Genomic DNA, 19,301 nt, shown 5'->3' on the forward strand with positions numbered 1-19,301 from the left:
TTCGACCGTCTTTCAAACCATTACTTCGGACAACGGCTCCGAATTCAGCGAGCTGACGCAAGCCATTGACTGCGACCAGGTGAACGTCTATTACACCCATCCCTACACTTCTAGTGAGAGAGGCACGAATGAACGTCACAATGGGTTAATCCGACGGTTTATACCGAAAGGGAAATCCATCGACGATCTGGACGATACCGTCGTTGCTTATGTCGAGAACTGGTGCAATACGCTTCCCCGCAAAATCCTGGGATACCAATCTCCTAATGACCGATACGAACAGGCGTTGGCCACAATTATATAATGACAGATAATGGAATTTCGGTGGTTGTTGCATTTATTATTGCAATTCAAGTTACATAAATTTTATTCTTTCTGCGCTAAAAAGGTGAGCGTATTATTTTCAGAGTTTCTGTCTACTTTTTCCACCACTACACGCCAAGACACAAATGCCTTCCGCAGTAAATCAGACGCTTCTTTCCACGTTGGATTCCAGGCGGGTTCAGGATATGTATTTTCGGATTGATCCGTGTTCATCACAATCGTAACGTAGCGCTTATCCGCCACCCCCGCTTCGATACGGAACAAAAGCATCTCCCGGTCTGCCGGAGATGAAATGTATTCAAGGAGGTAGACGGCGAGTATCCAGTGGTAGTACTGTTCCTCTATCGTTGTGTTTTCCGCTTTTTCATGAACCGGTTTGATACTTGCTTCCACACCGAAGCGAGCGCTGTTTGTTTTGAGCTTTTCCACCGCAAGTGGAAGGTGATCCACCGCTGTAACCTCTGTGTTCATAGCTGCGGCCGAACCTGCGATGGCAAGCGCGTGCCTGCCCGGCCCGGCACCAAGATCAAGTACACGGCTGTCCGGAACCCGCTGAATCACCGGAATATAGCGCTGAATAAAAGGCGACGGCTTCTCCAGCCAGGAACCTTTTTCAAAAAGATCATACCTGGTGTACAGGTCATGAAAGTACTGTTTTTGACATGTTACCAGTTGCTCTTCATTCATGAATGTCATCCCTTTCCATTCAACACACGTGCTGTCATATCAGTTAAAGATCCATTCCAATTGTATAAGCAGTGTCCTGATAAATCAATTTATCACTGCAGAATACAGCGGACATCTGCACTATTTTGCGTCTGTGTTTTCATCACGACAAGTTTTTAACAAAATAGATGCCCGCCTCTGAAAGAATAAAAAATCGAAAGTATAAGCTGAGATTGAGATCCGGCTGCATTTTCTCAATTGCTGCCATCCCGATGTAAGAAACATTATTCAGCTCATCCATCGATACTATCATGTTGTTTCTTGGTTTCTGTTCCTGCCTGTTTATTTCTCAGTTTCTGAAGGGTTGATTGGGCTTTTTGCTTTCGGCGTTTTGTTTCCTGATCATTTATTACAGCTTCTTGCACTATTCCCTCCCCGTTGCATTCAATTTCTATGACATCACCTTCCTTTAAATCTGCAGGAAGTTGTTTTGTTGCTATCTCTCTTTGTATGCTTTCATCGCCGGCAGAAAGGAGAATGGCCAATTTCCCCTCCAGCCGATCGACCGTATATTTTTTCAAATGAACCCTCCTACGCGCATAACATACCCAGTGGTATTTCATTTACAAGGTTTTGGTTACCTTCACTTTCATATCCGGTCCAAGGCTCTGATGAAAGCACCTTGGGACCTTGAAGAGCTAACGAAACTTCAATATTTCCGGATTTATACGTGCTGTGCAGTTCAACTTCAGCATCTTTCAAAATTCGCACAACATTTTCAGAGGGGTGGCCGTAATTATTTTCGCCGTAAGACAAAAACGCTGTTTCAGGATTCACTGCTTCCACAAATTGAGCACTTGTTGATGTGTCTGCCCCGTGGTGACCAACCTTCAACATATCCGACTCGACATCGTATTTTTCCATCATTTCTACTTCATTTTCAATCGTAGCGTCCCCCGTTAATAACGCTTTTGTTTCTCCATAGGTGAGATGAAGGACAATAGAGGATTTATTGATAACGTCACTGTCATGATATCCATTCAGAATTTGTACTTCAGCAGCCTGCGTGTCTAAATATTCCCCTTCTACTGCTTTTACAACATGAATATCCTGTTCATCTATTACTTCGAGGTACTTCTGATACGTTTGTGTAGTATGCTCTTTTCCACTATCCAGCACATTTTTGACTTCTATTTCTTCCAACACCTTAATTAATCCGCCGATATGATCGACATCCGGATGGGTTGCTACAACCCATTCCAAGCTGTCTATATTCTCTTCTTCTAAATAATCAATGATTACTTCTCCCGATCCGTGCATGCCTCCGTCAATAAGGATATTCCCCCCGGGACCGCCGGACTCCACTAAGATGCTGTCGCCTTGTCCTACATCCAGAAAATGCATGTTCAAAGAAGCACCCGGCGCAGCTTCCATTCCGTCCTCTTTTGTGATTCCATTACATTCGGGCATTGCCGTTTCTTCAGCATAAATGACTGGTGTCAGCATGAACCCAAGTAAGACTGTGGTGACTATGTACCTTCCTAATCTCATCAAACTCCCCCCTCAAAATGTTTCTGTTATTTTGCCACAAACCAGATGAAAAAATGGAGGTTGATGAAAATAAATCATCATTTCTTGATGGAAGATATAGATAGGGCGGCAGCTAATCGTTATAAGAAGAAACAAGGCAGAACAAAAAAATCCTGCCCCATCCCCGCCCCCAAAGAGCCAGGATCAAACGAATGCAGGGCGGTACATTCGGTTATAGAACATAAAAAACCCCTTGTCTCCCAAGGGGTTTGGCGCTTTTGGTTATGGTGTCCCAGGCAGGATTCGAACCTGCGACCTACGGCTTAGAAGGCCGTTGCTCTATCCTACTGAGCTACTGGGACAAGGCGTATGTTTTTTTCAGCGACAAATATTATATTATTATATCCGGCGGCTGAAGTCAATATGATTTTTGAAAGTGTATAAAGGAGCAGGAGAAAATACGGACCAGACCCGGAGCAGAGGCTCCAGGCCGCGGTCCGCGCTTTTTATTATTGAGTTCCAGCCGGGAAAGACGCGTAGAGATCTGTCACCTCTTCGGCCGACTCCCGCTCATAAAAACGGATTTCGGCTCCGCCGGATTCATCAAACGATGCAATCGCATACGTCTGTTCCGGGCGGGTGCGGGGCTGCATGACACTTCCCGGATTAACGAAAAGGATGCCCTGATCTTCAAATGCGGTCGGGTGGTGGCTGTGGCCGAAACACGCCATGCGGGCCTGAGTTTCTTCAGCACGGTAAGACAGCGGAATATGAGTCATTTTAATATTGTAAAGATGGCCGTGTGTGACATACACACGCACCCCTTTTACTGTTTCAGCTGTATCTTCCGGGAATTCGCCCGGCTTGTCCACATTTCCCTGGACCGTATGTACACCTTCAAGAATAGAAGAATCGTTGGACAATTCAGAGTCTCCGCAGTGAAAGACAGCATCCACTTCGCCGCGGTGCCGCTCAATTACTTCACTCAGCTCTGTTTCACTGCCGTGGCTGTCACTGACCAACAAACATTTCATAGGATTCACTCTCCCTCACCGGATGTAATATTCATGCTTTGTTCTTTCATTTTCTGAAGCGCCTGGTACCGGTGGCTGATTTTATTTTTTTCTTCCGGCGGCAGTTCTGCCATGCAGACACCGCGCTCCGGCAGATAAAAAATAGGATCATAACCGAACCCGTTCGTGCCTGATTTTGACGTGGCTATGCTGCCTTCACACGTTCCGCGGAATGTTTCCGTTTCTTTCCCCGGTGCCGCCGCGGCAATCACACAGACAAAACGCGCCGTGCGTTCTTCTTCCGGTACACCTTCAAGCTCTTGCAGTACTTTGGCTGTGTTTGCTTCATCGTTTTTGTCCTCCCCGGCGTAACGGGCGGAATACACACCGGGACGTCCATGCAGGGCATCAATTTCGAGCCCGGAGTCATCTGCAATAACCGGCACGTTATACACTCCGGCAATCGCTTCCGCCTTCAGGGAGGCGTTCTCTTCAAACGTCACCCCCGTCTCGGGGATATCTTCCATCTCCACATCAAGCAGGGACTGAACAACCACATCAGCACCGAACATGTCACGGAATTCTTTAACTTTGTTTTCATTCTTGGTCGCGATAATGATTGTACGCATATTATTCAGCCGCTTCCTTCTTCGTTTGAATATCTTCATCTATGGAGCCGAGCAGTTCTTTCTGGATCAAAAACAGTTCGTTCATCCCTTTTTCCCCAAGGTCGAGAAGGGAATTGAGCTGGCTGCGGGAATAGGAGGCTTCTTCACCAGTTCCCTGAAGTTCAACGAATTCACCGTTGCCTGTCATCACGATATTCATGTCCACCGCTGCCTCGGCATCCTCTTTATAGCATAAATCCAGCAGTTCTTCCTGTCCAGCATCCACTCCAACCGAAACAGCTGCAAGATAATCCACAATCGGCCATTTTTTGATTTTTCCTGCTTCCACAAAAGATTTGACAGCCATAGCCATCGCTACGAATGCTCCGGTAATAGAGGCGGTGCGTGTGCCGCCGTCTGCTTGAATGACGTCGCAGTCGATCCAGATCGTACGCTCACCGATGCTGGACAAATCAACGACAGAGCGGAGCGAACGGCCGATTAAACGTTGAATCTCCATGGTTCGTCCGCTAAGTTTGCCTTTCGCTGCTTCCCTGATATTACGCTGCTCTGTCGCTCTTGGCAGCATCGAATACTCTGCTGCGATCCAGCCCTTGCCGGTGTTTCGCATAAACGGCGGAACACGATCCTCAATGCTCGCTGTACAGATGACTTTCGTTTCTCCAACGGTGATCAGCACCGAACCTTCCGGGTGTTTTAGAAATTCCGTATCAATTATAACCGGTCGCAATTCATTTTTTTCTCTTCCATCAAAACGTGTCATTGTCATGTCTGTATCCTCCTAATTAAAAAACCTATTAACGTGCACACGCCCGCAGCTCCTGCCTTCTACAGCAGGAGCCTTACGGACGCCCTGGATAAAAAGAAGGCAGCATAGAGCCGCCTTACTCAGCATTTTCATCCCTTGGAAGGAGCGTCATTTACAAGTGCCGGACGAGCTGCCGGATCTTCAAGTGTGTCACCATTTACCCGAAGAACTTCTTCCGCCCCTTCCACATTCAGTTCTACGTTTTCAACGTCTTCCAGTTCTGTAGCCGTCAAAAGGGCTGCATGAAGCGCTTCTTCCGAAACGGAGCCATTTTGACCGGAGAGCAGCCCCTCATTAAAGAAAATGGACGCCGTTCCCTGCTTTACCTGCGAAGGTTCTACAAGCGACGTTCCTTCACGCAGAACGTCATGCAGGCCGCTTTCCGGAGAAGGGCCTCTGACCAGTTCAGTCATCGCCGCATCCAGTTTGTTATCCTCGTCTTTCCCGCTTATTCTCCGGGTAACCGGAACATAGTAGGAGTTTTCCCCAATCTGGGATAAAAAATATACGGTGACACTGCTGCTGTTTGTCATATCGCTGACGCGCCCGTTTTCAAGATTGATTCCCTGGGCACGGCTGTAGGAGTCTCCAATCGGGGTTCCATTTACCGGCATGGTATCCTGTTTATAGCCGTTTATTTGAAAGGAGACATCCTCCACATTATCAAATTGCGTCAATGTCCAGGTTACAGCCTGCAGTACCGCCTGTTCCTGTTCCGGTTGATAGTCCCGGAATTCCGGTGAAAAGTCGGTCACCGCAGTGCCGTTTTCCTCCAGACGTACATCTACTTCTGTGCCTGGAGGCAGTACAGCCTGGAATCCATTTGGAACCATTTGGCTGATCGGCCCACCGGTTACGAGATGCTCCAGCGACTGTTTCAGTACGCCTTCCGTTTTAGGAAGAGAAAAGGTCTGCGGAGCAACCATTCCATTTTCATCAATGAGATAAAGCTCCCTTTCGACTGTTTCCTCTTCTGCCGGCTCTTCTTCAGCCGAAGAAGAGGATTCCTCCTGTTGTGCTGCTTCCTCAAAGTCTTCCCAAGCTATGTCCTCCGTTACTTCTTCCGGAGGTTCATCCATATTTCCTGCCTCATCACTGCCAAATCCACACCCCTGCAAAACAAAAGGCACCGCTAAAACGGCTGCTGCCTTCCACGGCATTTTCATTCGTTCTTCCCTCCCAGACCAGTTTGTACTATTTATACGAGCCTGGATGGGAATTAGACCATCAGAATATATTTTCCCGTGAAAACACTGGACAAACCGCTGTTTTTACAGTACTTTTTTTGAGTGGAAACGGTCGGTCTGCTCCAGACGGATTGACCGGACATCAGAGGCCGTATCATCCAGCCAGCGGTCCGCGATCATACGAAAATGCTCCACCTGTCCGGTCGTATAGAATGTGTGCTCCGGAAAAGATGTATCAGTGTGGAGCATATTGTGGAAATTCAAAATGGTGCTTGCTTCGCTGGCCGTTTCGTCTCCGGATGAAATAAGCCGGATTTCATCTCCTACGACTTCCTGAATCACTTCGGCTAAAAGGGGGTAATGGGTGCAGCCGAGAATCATAGTGTCAAAGAAAGAACCAGTGAGCGGGCGAAGCGCACGGCGGACGATCGACAGTGCTTCCTCTCCTTCACAGATTCCCTGCTCAACTAAAGGCACAAAGGGCGGACAGGCGAGCGACTGTACGTGTACCCCTTCATTTACAGCATGCAGGGCACGTGGGTAGGCGCCGCTGGCAATCGTTCCTTCCGTACCAATGACGGCGACATGATCTGATTTTGTCAACTTCAGTGCCGTAATGGCACCTGGCTGTACTACCCCTATAACCGGGATATCAAGATGTTCTTTTACTTCCTCCAGAACGACGGCCGCCGCCGTATTACACGCAATAATAAGCATTTTTATGTTTTCCTGCTGCAGATAATGAATCATTTCCCACGTAAACTGCTTCACTTCATGGACAGGCCTCGGGCCGTATGGACACCTTGCTGTGTCTCCGATATATATCATCTTTTCCTTTGGCAGCTGCCGGGCCACCTCCCTGGCCACCGTCAGTCCTCCCACTCCGGAGTCTATAATTCCAATTGGTCGATTCACTTATTGTCCCTCTATTTCTCGTTAATTTATTCATACTGCCTTTTCATTTTTTAATAATTGGAGTTATCCCTTGCAGACCAGTCTTCCTGTCAAATGAGAAGGTCAACTGTTTCATTCCTTATCATATATATTCTCTCTTTTTTCCGTCGTGATTTCAAGACGGCCGGGATATTTCAGACAGCTTTATCAATCAGCAGATGCGGACCCTGGTGGAAGAAAGCTGTCAGCATTTCTTTGTATACATAAAAAAAGCCCCGCATGAAAGCGGGACCGAATAATTTTTAGTTCCAGCAGCGGATCAGGACTGAACAAAACCTTTTTCGTAAACAAGTGCTTCAACTTCCTTGGCGGTAGGAAGATTGACAGCTTCCGCAGCCAGTTCCTGCGATTCTTCTTTCGTCAGAGTAAGAAGCTGACTTCTGGCGGGAAGAACGGAAGTCGCACTCATACTGAACTCATCAAGTCCAAGACCGAGAAGCAGCGGCACTGCTGTTTCTTCTCCGGCCATTTCTCCGCACATACCGGCCCATTTTCCTTCATGATGAGCCGCTTCAATTACCTGCTTTACCAACCTCAGTACAGCCGGGTGGTACGGCTGATACAAGTGGGATACTTTCTCACTCATGCGGTCGGCAGCCATCGTATACTGAATGAGATCGTTCGTACCGATACTGAAGAAGTCAACCTCTTTTGCGAAAATGTCGGCAGCTGCAGCTGTAGATGGTATTTCCACCATGATGCCTGTTTCAACATCTTCAGAAGGCTGCTGCCCTTCTTTTTTGAGGTCTTCTTTCACTTCTTCGAGAATGCTCTTTGCTTCCCGGAACTCTTCAATCGTGGCCACCATTGGGAACATGATTTTTAAATTCCCGTAAACACCGGCACGCAGCAGTGCCCGGAGCTGGGTGCGGAACATGTCCGTCTGCTCAAGACAGAGACGGATGGCACGAAAACCGAGAAACGGATTCAGTTCTGACGGAAGGTCCAAATAAGGAAGTTCCTTATCACCGCCGATATCCAGTGTGCGGATCACTACCGCTCGTCCGTCCATTTTTTCAAGAACATTTTTGTATGCTTCAAACTGTTCTTCCTCATCCGGGAGTTCATCCCGGCCCATGTATAAAAATTCCGTACGGTACAGACCGATACCTTCCGCACCGTTTGCGAGAACTCCCTCCAGATCATCCGGAGTTCCTATGTTTGCCGCAAGTTCGACACGGGTTCCGTCTTTTGTGACGGACGGCTCGTTCACCATTTTGGCCCATTCCTCTTTTTTACGGAGGTATTCCTGCTGCTTTTCTTTATAGGAAGCAATCGTTTCTTCATCCGGCTGGAGAATAACTTCCCCTTCCATGCCGTCGATGATAAGAGAGTCTCCTGTCTGAATCGATGACGTTGCCTGCTTCGTTCCGACAACGGCCGGAATCTCCATGGAACGCGCCATGATAGCCGAATGAGAAGTGCGTCCGCCGATATCCGTCGCAAATCCAAGAACATACGCCAAATCAAGCTGAGCCGTGTCTGAAGGAGTCAGGTCTTCAGCGATGACAACGGTCTCCTCCTGAATGGCAGCAAGACTTGTGTTTTCCACACCGAGCAGATGAAGAAGAATCCGCTGCGAAACGTCCCGGATGTCGGAGGCGCGTTCTTTCATGTACTCATTGTCCATACCTTCAAACATGGTGACATACATGTCGGATAATTCTTTCAGCGCTGTTTCGGCGTTTACCTGTTCTTCTTTAATTTTGGCGTTGACTCCGTCGATAATTTCCGGGTCTTCCAGCACAAGAAGATGGGCGGAAAAAATTTCCGCCTTGTCCTCTCCCATATCTTTCAAGGTCTTGTTTTTAATAACCTGAAGTTCCTGCTTTGCGCGGTCTACCGCATCATAAAAGCGGGAAGCCTCCGCCTCGATATCATTGACCTGTCTCTTTTCGATGTTCATCTCCGGTTGTTCAAGGACAAATGCTTTCGCAAAGGCAATGCCCTTTGAGGCAGCGATGCCTTTCAAGGTGGTAGTCATTACTCTCCAAGCCCTTCTTTCACTACTTCATCCACTGCTTTCATGGCCTCTTCTTCATCGGAACCTTCAACACGGATCGTTACTTCAGAATTTTTGCCGACGCCTAGAGACATAACACCCATTATGGATTTGAGGTTCACGGACTTCCCGTTGTATTCAAGTGTGATTTCCGAAGAAAACTGACCGGCTTTGTTCACAAGCTGGGTTGCCGGACGAGCATGGATCCCGGTATCGTTTGTGATGGTATACTTTTGTTCTTTCATGACTGAAACCCCTTTTCTTAAAATTTATATCGCTTTCATAAACATACTAAGGATTGCAGCGTCAGGTCAAGCGTTTCTGGTGCTCTATTCAGATACGGACGGTAGTAAAAAAGGCATGAGCAAACGCATTAGGTCGGTATAGAAACAAGCCGGTACGAATACTTATTTCTTCCTGATGCATTTACTCATGCCTGATCCAGTCAGTAACACGTAAATCTGTACAATAATATGACAATGCCTTCGCTGCAAACTTACGGTTTATTATAGCACTTCCATAATCAATCGGCAAGGTTTTAGAAACAATTAAAAAAGAACCAGCTTTCCCAAAGGATAAGAAACGACCGTTTCTGCCGGGTTTCATAGTTAGAGAAAGCTTCGGGATTCATTCGTCCTCCACCCTTCAGCCGTTTCTTCCTTTACAGGGAAGCTGGTCGTTCATTAAATTGAAAGTTCCCCGAGCCGTATGAGTTCAATTACAGCTTGGGAACGCCCCTTGACCCCCAGCTTCTGCATCGTGTTGGAAATATGGTTTCGGACCGTCTTTTCACTGATAAATAACTGGGAGGCTATTTCTTTGGTCGTCTGATCCTGGACGAGTAATTCAAACACTTCCCGTTCCCTTTTAGTGAGCAGGGTACGGTAACCTCTGTCCATCTCTCTCAAGTGGCTTCACCCTTTCTTGACAAGGCTGTCCCCGTCCTCTGCCTGAAGGCGAAAGGGTCGGAGGATGGAAAGAATATAGTCAGCATATTTTATGCGCCCGGGGAACAGGGCGTTACGGACAGAAGCCTTGAATAGGACTGGAATTTTCCCTGAAAGAATGAGAAAACCTGCCGGTGCAGCGGCTTGTTATGAGAGATGGCCCGCCTGGACAGCGCTCATTTGTGTCAGCACCCGTTATTTCAGGTTCTACACGTACGTCTGTACCAAAAAACCCCTCCCGGATATTTCGGAAGGGGGTAATACTTATATATCAGGCTCTGTCACTTCCAAAGAAGTTCTTGAATGCCTGAAGGGAAGTGTCACGGTTCAGAGCAGCAATCGATGTCGTGAGCGGGATGCCTTTCGGGCAGACTTCCACGCAGTTCTGGGAGTTACCGCAGCTTTCAATACCGCCTTCTCCCATTAATGCTTCCAGTCTTTCCGATTTGTTCATTTCACCAGTCGGGTGTGCATTATAAAGGCGCACCAGAGAAACGGGAGCCGGTCCCATAAAATCGGAGTTATCATTGACATTCGGACAGGCTTCCAGGCAGACTCCGCAGGTCATGCATTTTGACAGCTCGTACGCCCACTGTCGTTTGTTCTCTGCCATCCGGGGGCCTGGTCCGAGATCATATGTGCCGTCAATTGGAATCCAGGCTTTCACCTTTTTCAGGGAATCGAACATTTGACTGCGGTCAACGATAAGGTCACGAACGACCGGAAAGGTCCGCATCGGCTCCAGCTTAATCGGCTGTTCAAAGTGATCAACAAGAGCCGTACAAGACTGTTGAGGTTTACCGTTGATAATCATGGAACAGGCGCCGCAGACTTCTTCAAGACAGTTCATATCCCATACTACCGGAGATGTTTCCTGACCTTCAGCATTCACAGGGTTGCGGCGGATTTCCATTAAGGCAGAGATTACATTCATGTTCGGACGGTAAGTGAGGTTGAATTCTTCTGTATATGGTTCATTGTCCGGGCTGTCCTGACGGGTGATGATAAAACGGACCTGTTTATCTTCGCTCATTGTTTACCAGCTCCTTGTTTCTCAGATTCCTTCCCTTTCGAATAATCCCGTTTCCGCGGTTTAATCAGGGACACGTCTACATCTTCATATTCAAATGCCGGCTCGTTCTTATCCGGGTTGTACTTGGCTTTTGTTGTTTTCAGGTAGTCCTCGTCATTACGTTCCGGGAATTCCGGCTTGTAATGCGCACCGCGGCTTTCATTGCGGTGGTATGCACCAAGTGTCATAACACGTGCAAGATTCAGCATGCCTTTCAATTGACGGGTGAACGACGCTGCCTGGTTACTCCAGCGTGCTGTATCCGGCATGTTGATGTTTTTATAACGTTCCATCAGTTCCTGGATTTTTTCATCCGTCTCAAGCAGCCTGTCATTTTCGCGGACAACTGTCATGTAATTTGTCATCCATTCACCGAGTTCTCTATGGAGGGCATACGCATTTTCTTCCCCGCGCATGTTCATAATGTTTTCAAATTCTTCTTCATTCTCCTTCTTATAATGGTCATAGATGGAGGAAGGAAGATCTTCAGCCAGTTTATCAAGGCCGTTGATGTATTCTACTGCACTCGGTCCGGCAACCATACCACCATAAATGGCGGAAAGAAGACCATTTGCACCCAAACGGTTGGCGCCGTGCTGCGTGTAGTCACATTCTCCGGCTGCAAAAAGCCCTGGAATATTTGTCATTTGATCATAATTCACCCACATGCCGCCCATGGAATAGTGGACTGCCGGAAAGATTTTCATCGGTACTTTACGCGGGTCATCTCCCATGAATTTCTCGTAAATTTCCATAATACCACCGAGCTTGACATCGAGCTCTTTTGGATCTTTGTGAGACAGATCAAGGTACACCATATTCTCTCCGTTGACCCCGAGCTTCTGGTTTACACAGACATCGAAAATTTCACGGGTTGCAATGTCGCGCGGAACAAGGTTTCCGTAGGCCGGATATTTTTCCTCAAGGAAATACCAAGGCTTACCGTCTTTGTATGTCCAGACACGGCCGCCTTCCCCGCGTGCAGATTCACTCATCAAGCGGAGCTTGTCATCTCCTGGTATTGCCGTCGGATGAATCTGGATAAATTCTCCGTTTGCATAGTAAACACCCTGTTCATACAACCGGGCAGCCGCGAATCCTGTGTTAATCATGGAATTGGTCGTTTTTCCGAAAATGATTCCCGGTCCCCCGGTTGCCATAACGACAGCGTCTGAGCGGAATGTTTCAATTTCCATGGTAGTCAGATTCTGGGCGGAGATACCGCGGCAGCGTTCTTCTTCATCAAGAACGGCCCCAAGAAATTCCCAGCCCTCGTATTTATTCACAAGTCCTTCGACTTCATACCGCCGCACCTGCTCATCAAGAGCATACAGCAGCTGCTGTCCGCTTGTCGCACCGGCAAAAGCGGTGCGGTGGTGCTGCGTGCCGCCGAAACGGCGGAAATCAAGCAGACCTTCCGACGTCCTGTTGAACATGACACCCATCCGGTCCAGCAGATGAATAATTCCCGGAGCTGCTTCTGCCATAGCTTTTACCGGAGGCTGGTTTGCAAGAAAGTCACCGCCGTACACTGTGTCATCAAAATGCTCCCACGGCGAATCGCCTTCACCTTTTGTGTCCACAGCGCCATTAATGCCGCCCTGGGCACAGACAGAATGGGATCTTTTGACGGGAACAACGGAAAAAAGATCTACCTGTTTGCCGGCTTCTGCTGCTTTTATGGTGGCCATCAGGCCGCCCAGCCCTCCGCCGACTACGATAATATTACCATCACTCATGTATGATACACTCCCTTACATATTCGCTAAATCAGGATTGATAAATGAGAGCAGGGCACTCATTCCAACAACCGACAGGGCGACAAAGATAACCGCTGTCGCATAGGTCGCGATCCGCTGGGAACGAGGGGTGACTGTGATCCCCCAGGAAACGAGAAATGACCAGAGACCGTTGGAGAAATGAAATGTCGCTGACAGAACGCCGATAATGTAGAATACAAGCATAAATGAACTACTCAGTATATCTGCCATCATATCATAGTTCACATCGGCACCTAAAGAAGCCTGCACACGTGTCTGCCAAACGTGCCACGCAATGAAGATAAGAAGATATACCCCTGTAATTCTCTGTATAAGAAACATCCAGTTTCTGAAAAATCCGAAACGGGTTGTATTGCTTTTACCCTGGAATACAATATACAGACCGTATATTGCATGAAAGAGAATCGGGAGAAAAATGATGAAAATTTCCAGAAAAATCCGGTATGGTAAACTTTCCATAAAATGTGCAGCAGCATTAAATGCTTCAGCGCCGCGTGTAGCAAAAAAGTTCACCGTCAAATGCTGGATCAGAAAAATCCCTATGGGGATGACGCCGAGCAGAGAATGAAGTCTGCGGTTCATAAAATCGCGGTTTTCAGCCATGCCAATGTTCCTCCTAAAAAAAATTTAATACATGGTTTGTCGTAGACTGCTTCTTTTTCTTCTTCGATCAACGACCTCCTGTTTCTTCTCCAGAAACATCATGAATTCCATGCGCAAAACGCTGCGCTACACCCTGTTATGTACAACCGGAATCCTGGATATTCTCTGGTGTTAATGGGGTTGAGCACCCTGGACTAATTAGTCTGTATACTCAACAAAAACGTGCTCCAAATACATCGTTCCGACAAATTTATTGTACTCCCCCTATAACAGCTAGTCAAGAAACCGGATACACCTTCATAACGGTTTTGAGCCTTAAAAAAGCCCGGCGGAACCGGGCTTTTTTAGTGTCTCTTGTCAGCCGATAATCATACGTTCTGTTGGATACCGGAATGAGGACTTGGTTTCTTTTCGTTTTACGGAGAAGAGAAGCACCAGTATGCCGACCCTTCCGATAAACATAAGGAGCATCAACAGAAACAGGCTCGGCCTTGACAAACTGGAAGTCACCCCGGTAGTCAGGCCGGTTGTACCAAAAGCAGAACTTGTTTCAAAAATAATGTCGATAAGTTCCACTCTCGGATTTCCCTGCTCAAAAGCCGTGATCAGCGTCACAGCCAGAAACAATCCAAACATGAAAAAAGACAGTACCATGAATGCCTTTTGTTTATCCTCCGGATGGATTTCACGACCGAACACTTTCACATCACTTTTTCCAAGCGCAAAACTCCGGATGGACAAAAACATCACAGCAAGGGTTGTCGTACGGATACCGCCCCCTACACTGGACGGGCTTGCGCCGATAATCATGAGCAGAGAAATGAAAAGCAGCGTCGGCAGGGAGAAAGAAGACGTCTCCATTGTCGTGAGACCCGCACTTCTTGCCGTAGCTGAATTGAATATGGAATAGAAAAACTGTTCATGCCATGCCATTCCTTCAAAAAACATGCCCCGTTCCAGCACCCATATACCGGCCGCGCCGATGACAAAAATAAGAAAGTAAGTGGTTACTGTCACTTTCGTAAACAAACTGAACTTGAAATAGCTGCTCTTGGTTGTGAAATATTCACGCACTTCCATTAACACCGGAAAACCAATCGCACCGGCGAAAATAAGAAGCAGCACGATAAACTGCACGTAATAGTCATTTGCAAATGGAATTAAAGACTGTCCGGTTACATCAAAACCGGCATTGGTGAACGCACTGAGTGCAGCAAATGACCCCTGGTAGTAAGCTTCGGCTGCCGTGTCAAAGTGCTGCAGGTAATACGTGCCGAGTATGAGAGCACCAACCAGTTCAATGGCAAGCGCAAGCAGCAGAATGCCCCGCATCAACTTGACCATCCCGGAAAACTGGTACTGATTCTGGTCCACCATAATTAACAGCCGCTGGGATAAGTTGATTTTGCGCCCGAAGAGCATCCACACAAATGTCCCGAGCGACATAATGCCGATGCCTCCCACCTGCATGGCAAGCGCAAGAAATACAACCCCGGTATAACTTAATGATTCTGACACATCAATGACGCTTAGACCTGTTACACTGACTGCAGATACAGACGTGAACAGAGATTCCATGTAGGACATCTCTATGCCGTCCTGATGGGAAAACGGCAGCCACAATAAAAAACTGAATAAAAACATCGATAATATATAAACGGATATAATGATTCGAAACGGCGTCATGAAACGTTCCAACCCTTTTTTCATCGCTCTTACCTCCGACTGGAATTCGGGCTACAGTATATCATGCCTGAAGGGTATTAGCTATAGCGATTTCCAGCTTTTAAAGGTATAATGACAAATGGCGGAAAGGAAGATAGCAATGACTGACTTTAACTACACTCTTTTGCGGGAAACATTACTCCCGGCACTGTTTGGCACTGATGAACCCGATATTTTGTACTGGGGCGGCAGACGCATTGCGCGGGAGTACAGGAAAGAAACAACAGAAGAAATTCAGACGTTTTTCCAGGAAGCCGGCTGGGGGAATCTGGTGTTGACTTCGGAAAAACGAAAAGAAATGGAGTTTGAAATGCCTCTGGCTCAGGAAGAAAAACAACTTGACCGCCACCTGGAAGCGGGATTTCTTGCAGAGCAGATGGAATACCTGAAAGAAACCTCCGCAGAAACCGTGGTAACCGAAAAACGAAAACGTGTCCTGTTTCACGTTCACTGGGACTAGACCGGCAGCAGGCGTCTGCCGAACGTTCGGCAGACGCCTGCCTGCGTTTTTACTATGAGCTTTCATGCTGATAGCAGGTGTCATACTCGTCTTTCAGCAACCAGCTCTTACAAGCCCGGCCGGTTTCATGATATACCTCGTCTTCTACATCAAGTTCAACACTTCGGTTGGAATCCGGATACTCCAGGGATTTGTTCGTCACCTTCAGCGTAGAATTATCCTCCCATTCCAGCTGAAACTGCCTTTTTGCATCCGCGAAATAGACCGTTCCCGGATCATTGTTCGTACCATTTTCCCGCACCTGCACACGTACATTAACACCGCCTGCCGCACCGCCGTAAGGAAGATCGTACCTTACGGCAGTGTAGGTGCCGTTTGGCGATTCCACCGGTTCTTGATTTATATTTCCTTTCGTCTCATCAAATGTGAAAAAATAAGTCTGGTATCCACTGATGATAAGAAGGGTAACAATACCGGCAAGACAAAACGCCGACAGTTTTTTCGGAAATGGTTTCTTTTTTAGAATAAACATACCAAAACGGACAATAAAGATGCAGCACAGCACCACCGTAAAAAGGAAAAGAAACAACACAACTAATCCCATCAACATGTGTAATCCGCCTTTCTTTTTTAAGCTGTGTGTTGTATAAATGAAGTTCCGTATTTACTTTGAGTCTTCATGCTGCCGGCTCGATACTTTTTGATACAGGTAGGAGACGCCGATTAATACGATACCGAAACAGAAGTAAGCCGCGATTTGACTCCTTTCTCCGAGGAAAGCTAGATCAGCGAGAAAGAGCTTGCCTGTAGCAAACAACGTCAGCGCGAGACCAATACGGCGGATGTAAACAAAGCCCCTCATAAAACCGTACGTGATGTAGCCAAGCGCTGTGATGAGATAGATAAGACTGATCACAAAACCGGCGCCATCAAGCTGCAGCTGCACATGGAGAAACGCTGCCTGAATGATGAAAAAATAAAGGCCCGTGGCAGCAGGGTACCACTCCGCGTTCATGTGCCGCGCACGCATAAAGGCGAGCAGCAGATCTCGACCGGTCGTGAAAATCACCGCCTGACAGACAATCAGCACGGCAAGCGCCGTATAATCCACCAACCCGTCCGAGTCTGCACCTACCGCCGGAACCGCCGCTGTGACAACGAAGGCGGCCAACCCTCCTGTTCCGTATAAAAACAGGCACAGATATCCAACCATTTTGTCGTACAGAAGTGGTGTTTTCTTCATGCCGTACCCGATTCCGACAGATAAAAAGGCCAGAATAAGCCACTGGTAAAACCAGTAATGATCAAAGGATGCCGGGACAAACTCATCGTACCAGTGCAGACTTTCATACACAGCATAGATCCATAGATTCATAAGGGTGACATACTTTACGACGTCAATAAATCGGTGAAATCCGCGAAAAAGTACCGTTTGCGACGTTTTTTTCTGAGCATGGACGTAATAGAACATAACAAGCAGCAGACCTGCTGTCATAAAGCTATATTCCAGATGGAACAGTGGAGGATTTTCTCCATCCACATACCTGGCTGTTTCTACAGCGAATATACCAATCGAAAGGCCAAGCACACCCCATCCGGCTTTTTCGAGCAGCCTGACGCTGTATTGATTGGCATAAAACATAATGACAAGCGCTTCGGCGAGCCAGCCCAGTGCCGTCCATTCCCATTCGAACTGAAACGGTACCGCAAGAACGATAAATGCAAGGGAAAATCCGTAAAACAGCACGACGGTCTGTTTTTCACCGCTCATCCGCTCTGCAGCCAGCCGCCCAAGGGCAAAGTAAAGACCTGCGAATGCCAAAGCCAGAAGACCGGCACCGTCTTCCCACTGCATGGCATGCAGGAGGTAGTACATGACGGCACAGCTGACCAGCGTATTCATCGAAAGCAGGGTCACATCCGCATACTTCACCGCTGTTCTATAGATAAACGGATACGCAGCCGTCAGACTAAGATACAGCAGGAACGTTGTGATAGCGAAAACGAAACTTACTCCCTTCACCGGTGACAACACAGCAAGAATCAAAAAGGTAGGTATATTCAACCAAAAGCTTATTTGGTGAACCGTGGTCCATCGTTTTTGAAACGACAGCCCCAGCACGGAGCCATTCAATATCATAAAATAAACCATAGCCGCGTACACAGCTGTCTCATCCAGACCAAACGCCGCCAGATAGGAATAAAACGGCAGATAGCCGCCTACAAGGCCGAATGTACACACCGTTTTGGATTGGTAATAAAGAGACAAAGCGATGGCTCCGGCGGTAATGACGACCGATAACACCAAGGCCGGTGTCATTCCGATAATCTCCAGCAGAAAATAGCTGAAAAAGACCGATCCGTACAACACGGCAATCCCGCCGCCGGTCAAACCGACCGCAAACGTTTGTTTTTGTTTACGGAAGAACCATTCGCCGGCTGCAAGCATCAACAGGCCGAGCACAGCAAAGGCCGCGCCTTTGATTTCGTCCGTGAACCACGTCGTATAGGAATAGCGAAAGGCCGCCGCCACTCCTAAAAGAATCAACAGAATACCGAGTTTGTTGATCCAGCTCAAACCGATTTTCATTTCGATCTGGTTTTCTTTCTTTCGTTTTTCCATGGTTTCTTCGTCTATATCTTTGCCGGCAAAATCTTCGTAGCTCTGCGACATGGAATGCAGCATCTCCTGTTCCTGCACGTCCAGCAGATTCCGTTCCTTCCGGGCAGCTTCTTCCACTTCTTCGGTCAGCTCCTGCAGCCGCTGATCAACCGCTTCAGCTTCTTGATGAATCGATTGCGCCCTCTTATGTTTAAGTTGTTCTATATTTTTTTTCGCATTTTCTTCAAACCGGCTCAGCTGATCGCGGGTGCTGTCCACAGCTTTGCCGAAATAGGTGTGCATTTTTTTCCTGGACAGTTTCAGAATGTTGGTTTTTTCATCCAGCATCTGTTCCTGCAGGGCATGCCGCAGATTCTCATTTTCTTCTTTCACATGCTGATAGGTTGTGCGGAGTTCTTCCAAAGCTTTCTGGTAAGCTTCATTCTCCTGCTGCAGGGTTTCATTATGCTGATGGACATCACTGTTTTCGTATGTTGATACAACCGCGTCAAACTCTTTGGACAGCTTGTGCTGCTCCTCTTTCATCCGCTGCAGTCTTTCCTTGATATCCTCCATCTTACCCCCCACTTTTCCTGTACGGTTTTGGTTACTATTTTACCAGTAAAAAGAAAAACCGAAAGCCCTTATTACCATTTCACACCATATTTCACATTTGTGGGATTGACCCACCTTCCTCCCTCTTTGTAATTAATTATTCTTCCACATGCTCTTGTTTTCTCAGAATTTCTAACCTATCAATGATCACCAGCTAGATGCGTTCCCACCTCACGGACACATATATTGTTATGTCTAACAATTTGAACCAGTACAGAATCCTTCCATCTGTCCGAACAGGAATTTGTTGGTAAATTAGTATATGACCGTGCTCTTGGAAATCACCCACATCGCACATGGTCGCTAACCCTCCCATATATCACTGGCTGAAGGTCCATACATTCCTTCGTCCGGCGTATCCATGTGGTGGGGGGGCGGCTAAG

At 47.4% G+C, this 19,301-nt stretch carries 19 protein-coding genes and 1 tRNA gene; 2 read left to right on the forward strand and 18 right to left on the reverse strand.

What is annotated here, in order from left to right:
• Nucleotides 1-304: IS30 family transposase (locus BM058_RS16785; RefSeq protein ID WP_143083062.1), on the forward strand; the 304-nt coding region annotated here is incomplete at its 5' end.
• A 62-nt stretch (nucleotides 305-366) separates the two neighbouring features.
• On the opposite strand, the gene BM058_RS16790 is transcribed toward BM058_RS16785, so the two are convergent.
• The 16 genes from BM058_RS16790 to BM058_RS16865 form a co-directional block, all read right to left on the reverse strand.
• Nucleotides 367-1,011 carry a class I SAM-dependent methyltransferase gene (locus BM058_RS16790; RefSeq protein WP_177195617.1) on the reverse strand — a complete coding sequence of 215 codons (645 nt, stop codon included), beginning with the start codon at nucleotides 1,009-1,011 and terminating at the stop codon, nucleotides 367-369.
• Nucleotides 1,012-1,283: 272 nt separating this feature from the next.
• Nucleotides 1,284-1,571, reverse strand: coding sequence for a DUF3006 domain-containing protein (locus BM058_RS16795; RefSeq protein ID WP_177195618.1), 288 nt, complete (start codon nucleotides 1,569-1,571; stop codon nucleotides 1,284-1,286).
• Between the two features lie 10 nt (nucleotides 1,572-1,581).
• Complete coding sequence (locus tag BM058_RS16800; RefSeq protein WP_090928621.1) at nucleotides 1,582-2,541, reverse strand: ComEC/Rec2 family competence protein; 960 nt, start codon at nucleotides 2,539-2,541, stop codon at nucleotides 1,582-1,584.
• Between the two features lie 264 nt (nucleotides 2,542-2,805).
• Nucleotides 2,806-2,882, reverse strand: a tRNA-Arg gene (locus BM058_RS16805).
• A gap of 147 nt (nucleotides 2,883-3,029) precedes the next feature.
• The gene (locus BM058_RS16810; RefSeq protein WP_090928624.1) at nucleotides 3,030-3,554 is read right to left on the reverse strand and encodes a metallophosphoesterase family protein; all 525 of its coding nucleotides are present in this window, start codon (nucleotides 3,552-3,554) and stop codon (nucleotides 3,030-3,032) included.
• A 5-nt stretch (nucleotides 3,555-3,559) separates the two neighbouring features.
• Nucleotides 3,560-4,162 (reverse strand): XTP/dITP diphosphatase, encoded by a 603-nt coding sequence (locus BM058_RS16815; RefSeq protein ID WP_090928627.1) that lies wholly within the window; start codon nucleotides 4,160-4,162, stop codon nucleotides 3,560-3,562.
• A gap of 1 nt (nucleotide 4,163) precedes the next feature.
• Complete coding sequence (gene rph / locus BM058_RS16820; RefSeq protein ID WP_322787894.1) at nucleotides 4,164-4,931, reverse strand: ribonuclease PH; 768 nt, start codon at nucleotides 4,929-4,931, stop codon at nucleotides 4,164-4,166.
• A gap of 128 nt (nucleotides 4,932-5,059) precedes the next feature.
• A complete protein-coding gene (locus BM058_RS16825; RefSeq protein ID WP_090928630.1) occupies nucleotides 5,060-6,136 on the reverse strand; it encodes a GerMN domain-containing protein in 1,077 nt (358 codons plus the stop codon).
• 105 nt (nucleotides 6,137-6,241) lie between these two features.
• On the reverse strand, nucleotides 6,242-7,072 hold the full coding sequence (gene racE / locus BM058_RS16830; RefSeq protein WP_090928633.1) for a glutamate racemase: 831 nt from the start codon (nucleotides 7,070-7,072) through the stop codon (nucleotides 6,242-6,244).
• Between the two features lie 298 nt (nucleotides 7,073-7,370).
• A complete protein-coding gene (ptsP, locus tag BM058_RS16835) occupies nucleotides 7,371-9,095 on the reverse strand; it encodes a phosphoenolpyruvate--protein phosphotransferase (RefSeq protein ID WP_090928636.1) in 1,725 nt (574 codons plus the stop codon).
• Nucleotides 9,095-9,358 carry a phosphocarrier protein HPr gene (locus tag BM058_RS16840; RefSeq protein ID WP_090928638.1) on the reverse strand — a complete coding sequence of 88 codons (264 nt, stop codon included), beginning with the start codon at nucleotides 9,356-9,358 and terminating at the stop codon, nucleotides 9,095-9,097. Before BM058_RS16840 ends, ptsP begins: the two co-directional genes overlap by 1 nt.
• 438 nt (nucleotides 9,359-9,796) lie before the next feature.
• On the reverse strand, nucleotides 9,797-10,012 hold the full coding sequence (locus BM058_RS16845; RefSeq protein ID WP_380713201.1) for a helix-turn-helix domain-containing protein: 216 nt from the start codon (nucleotides 10,010-10,012) through the stop codon (nucleotides 9,797-9,799).
• Nucleotides 10,013-10,331: 319 nt separating this feature from the next.
• On the reverse strand, nucleotides 10,332-11,093 hold the full coding sequence (sdhB, locus tag BM058_RS16850) for a succinate dehydrogenase iron-sulfur subunit (protein WP_090928644.1): 762 nt from the start codon (nucleotides 11,091-11,093) through the stop codon (nucleotides 10,332-10,334).
• On the reverse strand, nucleotides 11,090-12,871 hold the full coding sequence (gene sdhA / locus BM058_RS16855; RefSeq protein ID WP_090928647.1) for a succinate dehydrogenase flavoprotein subunit: 1,782 nt from the start codon (nucleotides 12,869-12,871) through the stop codon (nucleotides 11,090-11,092). Before sdhA ends, sdhB begins: the two co-directional genes overlap by 4 nt.
• 15 nt (nucleotides 12,872-12,886) lie before the next feature.
• A complete protein-coding gene (locus BM058_RS16860) occupies nucleotides 12,887-13,516 on the reverse strand; it encodes a succinate dehydrogenase cytochrome b558 subunit (protein WP_090928649.1) in 630 nt (209 codons plus the stop codon).
• Nucleotides 13,517-13,873: 357 nt separating this feature from the next.
• Nucleotides 13,874-15,226: a TrkH family potassium uptake protein gene (locus BM058_RS16865; protein ID WP_090928652.1), complete on the reverse strand. Its 1,353-nt coding sequence runs from the start codon at nucleotides 15,224-15,226 to the stop codon at nucleotides 13,874-13,876.
• A gap of 115 nt (nucleotides 15,227-15,341) precedes the next feature.
• Here BM058_RS16865 and BM058_RS16870 point away from each other — a divergent pair, with 115 nt between their 5' ends.
• Nucleotides 15,342-15,701: a DUF2507 domain-containing protein gene (locus BM058_RS16870; RefSeq protein ID WP_245737072.1), complete on the forward strand. Its 360-nt coding sequence runs from the start codon at nucleotides 15,342-15,344 to the stop codon at nucleotides 15,699-15,701.
• A gap of 52 nt (nucleotides 15,702-15,753) precedes the next feature.
• Here BM058_RS16870 and BM058_RS16875 read toward each other — a convergent pair whose 3' ends face one another.
• Nucleotides 15,754-16,311: a DUF5412 family protein gene (locus BM058_RS16875; protein ID WP_090928657.1), complete on the reverse strand. Its 558-nt coding sequence runs from the start codon at nucleotides 16,309-16,311 to the stop codon at nucleotides 15,754-15,756.
• Between the two features lie 54 nt (nucleotides 16,312-16,365).
• Nucleotides 16,366-18,879: a DUF2339 domain-containing protein gene (locus BM058_RS16880; protein ID WP_245737074.1), complete on the reverse strand. Its 2,514-nt coding sequence runs from the start codon at nucleotides 18,877-18,879 to the stop codon at nucleotides 16,366-16,368.
• Nucleotides 18,880-19,301: the final 422 nt, after the last annotated feature.

The organism is Salibacterium qingdaonense (genome assembly GCF_900114715.1).
In the GTDB taxonomy this organism is placed as follows: Bacteria; Bacillota; Bacilli; order Bacillales; family Marinococcaceae; genus Salibacterium; species Salibacterium qingdaonense.

What these genes read in the sequence shown, in the direction of transcription:
- BM058_RS16800 (WP_090928621.1), bottom strand. Translation starts at nt 2,541, where the DNA reads ATGAGATTAGGAAGGTACATAGTCACCACAGTCTTACTTGGGTTCATG.
- BM058_RS16845 (WP_380713201.1), bottom strand. Translation starts at nt 10,012, where the DNA reads ATGGACAGAGGTTACCGTACCCTGCTCACTAAAAGGGAACGGGAAGTG.
- BM058_RS16880 (WP_245737074.1), bottom strand. Translation starts at nt 18,879, where the DNA reads ATGGAGGATATCAAGGAAAGACTGCAGCGGATGAAAGAGGAGCAGCAC.
- BM058_RS16865 (WP_090928652.1), bottom strand. Translation starts at nt 15,226, where the DNA reads ATGAAAAAAGGGTTGGAACGTTTCATGACGCCGTTTCGAATCATTATA.
- BM058_RS16870 (WP_245737072.1), top strand. Translation starts at nt 15,342, where the DNA reads ATGACTGACTTTAACTACACTCTTTTGCGGGAAACATTACTCCCGGCA.
- BM058_RS16875 (WP_090928657.1), bottom strand. Translation starts at nt 16,311, where the DNA reads ATGTTGATGGGATTAGTTGTGTTGTTTCTTTTCCTTTTTACGGTGGTG.
- ptsP (WP_090928636.1), bottom strand. Translation starts at nt 9,095, where the DNA reads ATGACTACCACCTTGAAAGGCATCGCTGCCTCAAAGGGCATTGCCTTT.
- BM058_RS16860 (WP_090928649.1), bottom strand. Translation starts at nt 13,516, where the DNA reads ATGGCTGAAAACCGCGATTTTATGAACCGCAGACTTCATTCTCTGCTC.
- BM058_RS16825 (WP_090928630.1), bottom strand. Translation starts at nt 6,136, where the DNA reads ATGAAAATGCCGTGGAAGGCAGCAGCCGTTTTAGCGGTGCCTTTTGTT.
- BM058_RS16810 (WP_090928624.1), bottom strand. Translation starts at nt 3,554, where the DNA reads ATGAAATGTTTGTTGGTCAGTGACAGCCACGGCAGTGAAACAGAGCTG.
- BM058_RS16840 (WP_090928638.1), bottom strand. Translation starts at nt 9,358, where the DNA reads ATGAAAGAACAAAAGTATACCATCACAAACGATACCGGGATCCATGCT.
- sdhB (WP_090928644.1), bottom strand. Translation starts at nt 11,093, where the DNA reads ATGAGCGAAGATAAACAGGTCCGTTTTATCATCACCCGTCAGGACAGC.
- rph (WP_322787894.1), bottom strand. Translation starts at nt 4,931, where the DNA reads ATGACAATGACACGTTTTGATGGAAGAGAAAAAAATGAATTGCGACCG.
- sdhA (WP_090928647.1), bottom strand. Translation starts at nt 12,871, where the DNA reads ATGAGTGATGGTAATATTATCGTAGTCGGCGGAGGGCTGGGCGGCCTG.
- BM058_RS16815 (WP_090928627.1), bottom strand. Translation starts at nt 4,162, where the DNA reads ATGCGTACAATCATTATCGCGACCAAGAATGAAAACAAAGTTAAAGAA.
- BM058_RS16790 (WP_177195617.1), bottom strand. Translation starts at nt 1,011, where the DNA reads ATGAATGAAGAGCAACTGGTAACATGTCAAAAACAGTACTTTCATGAC.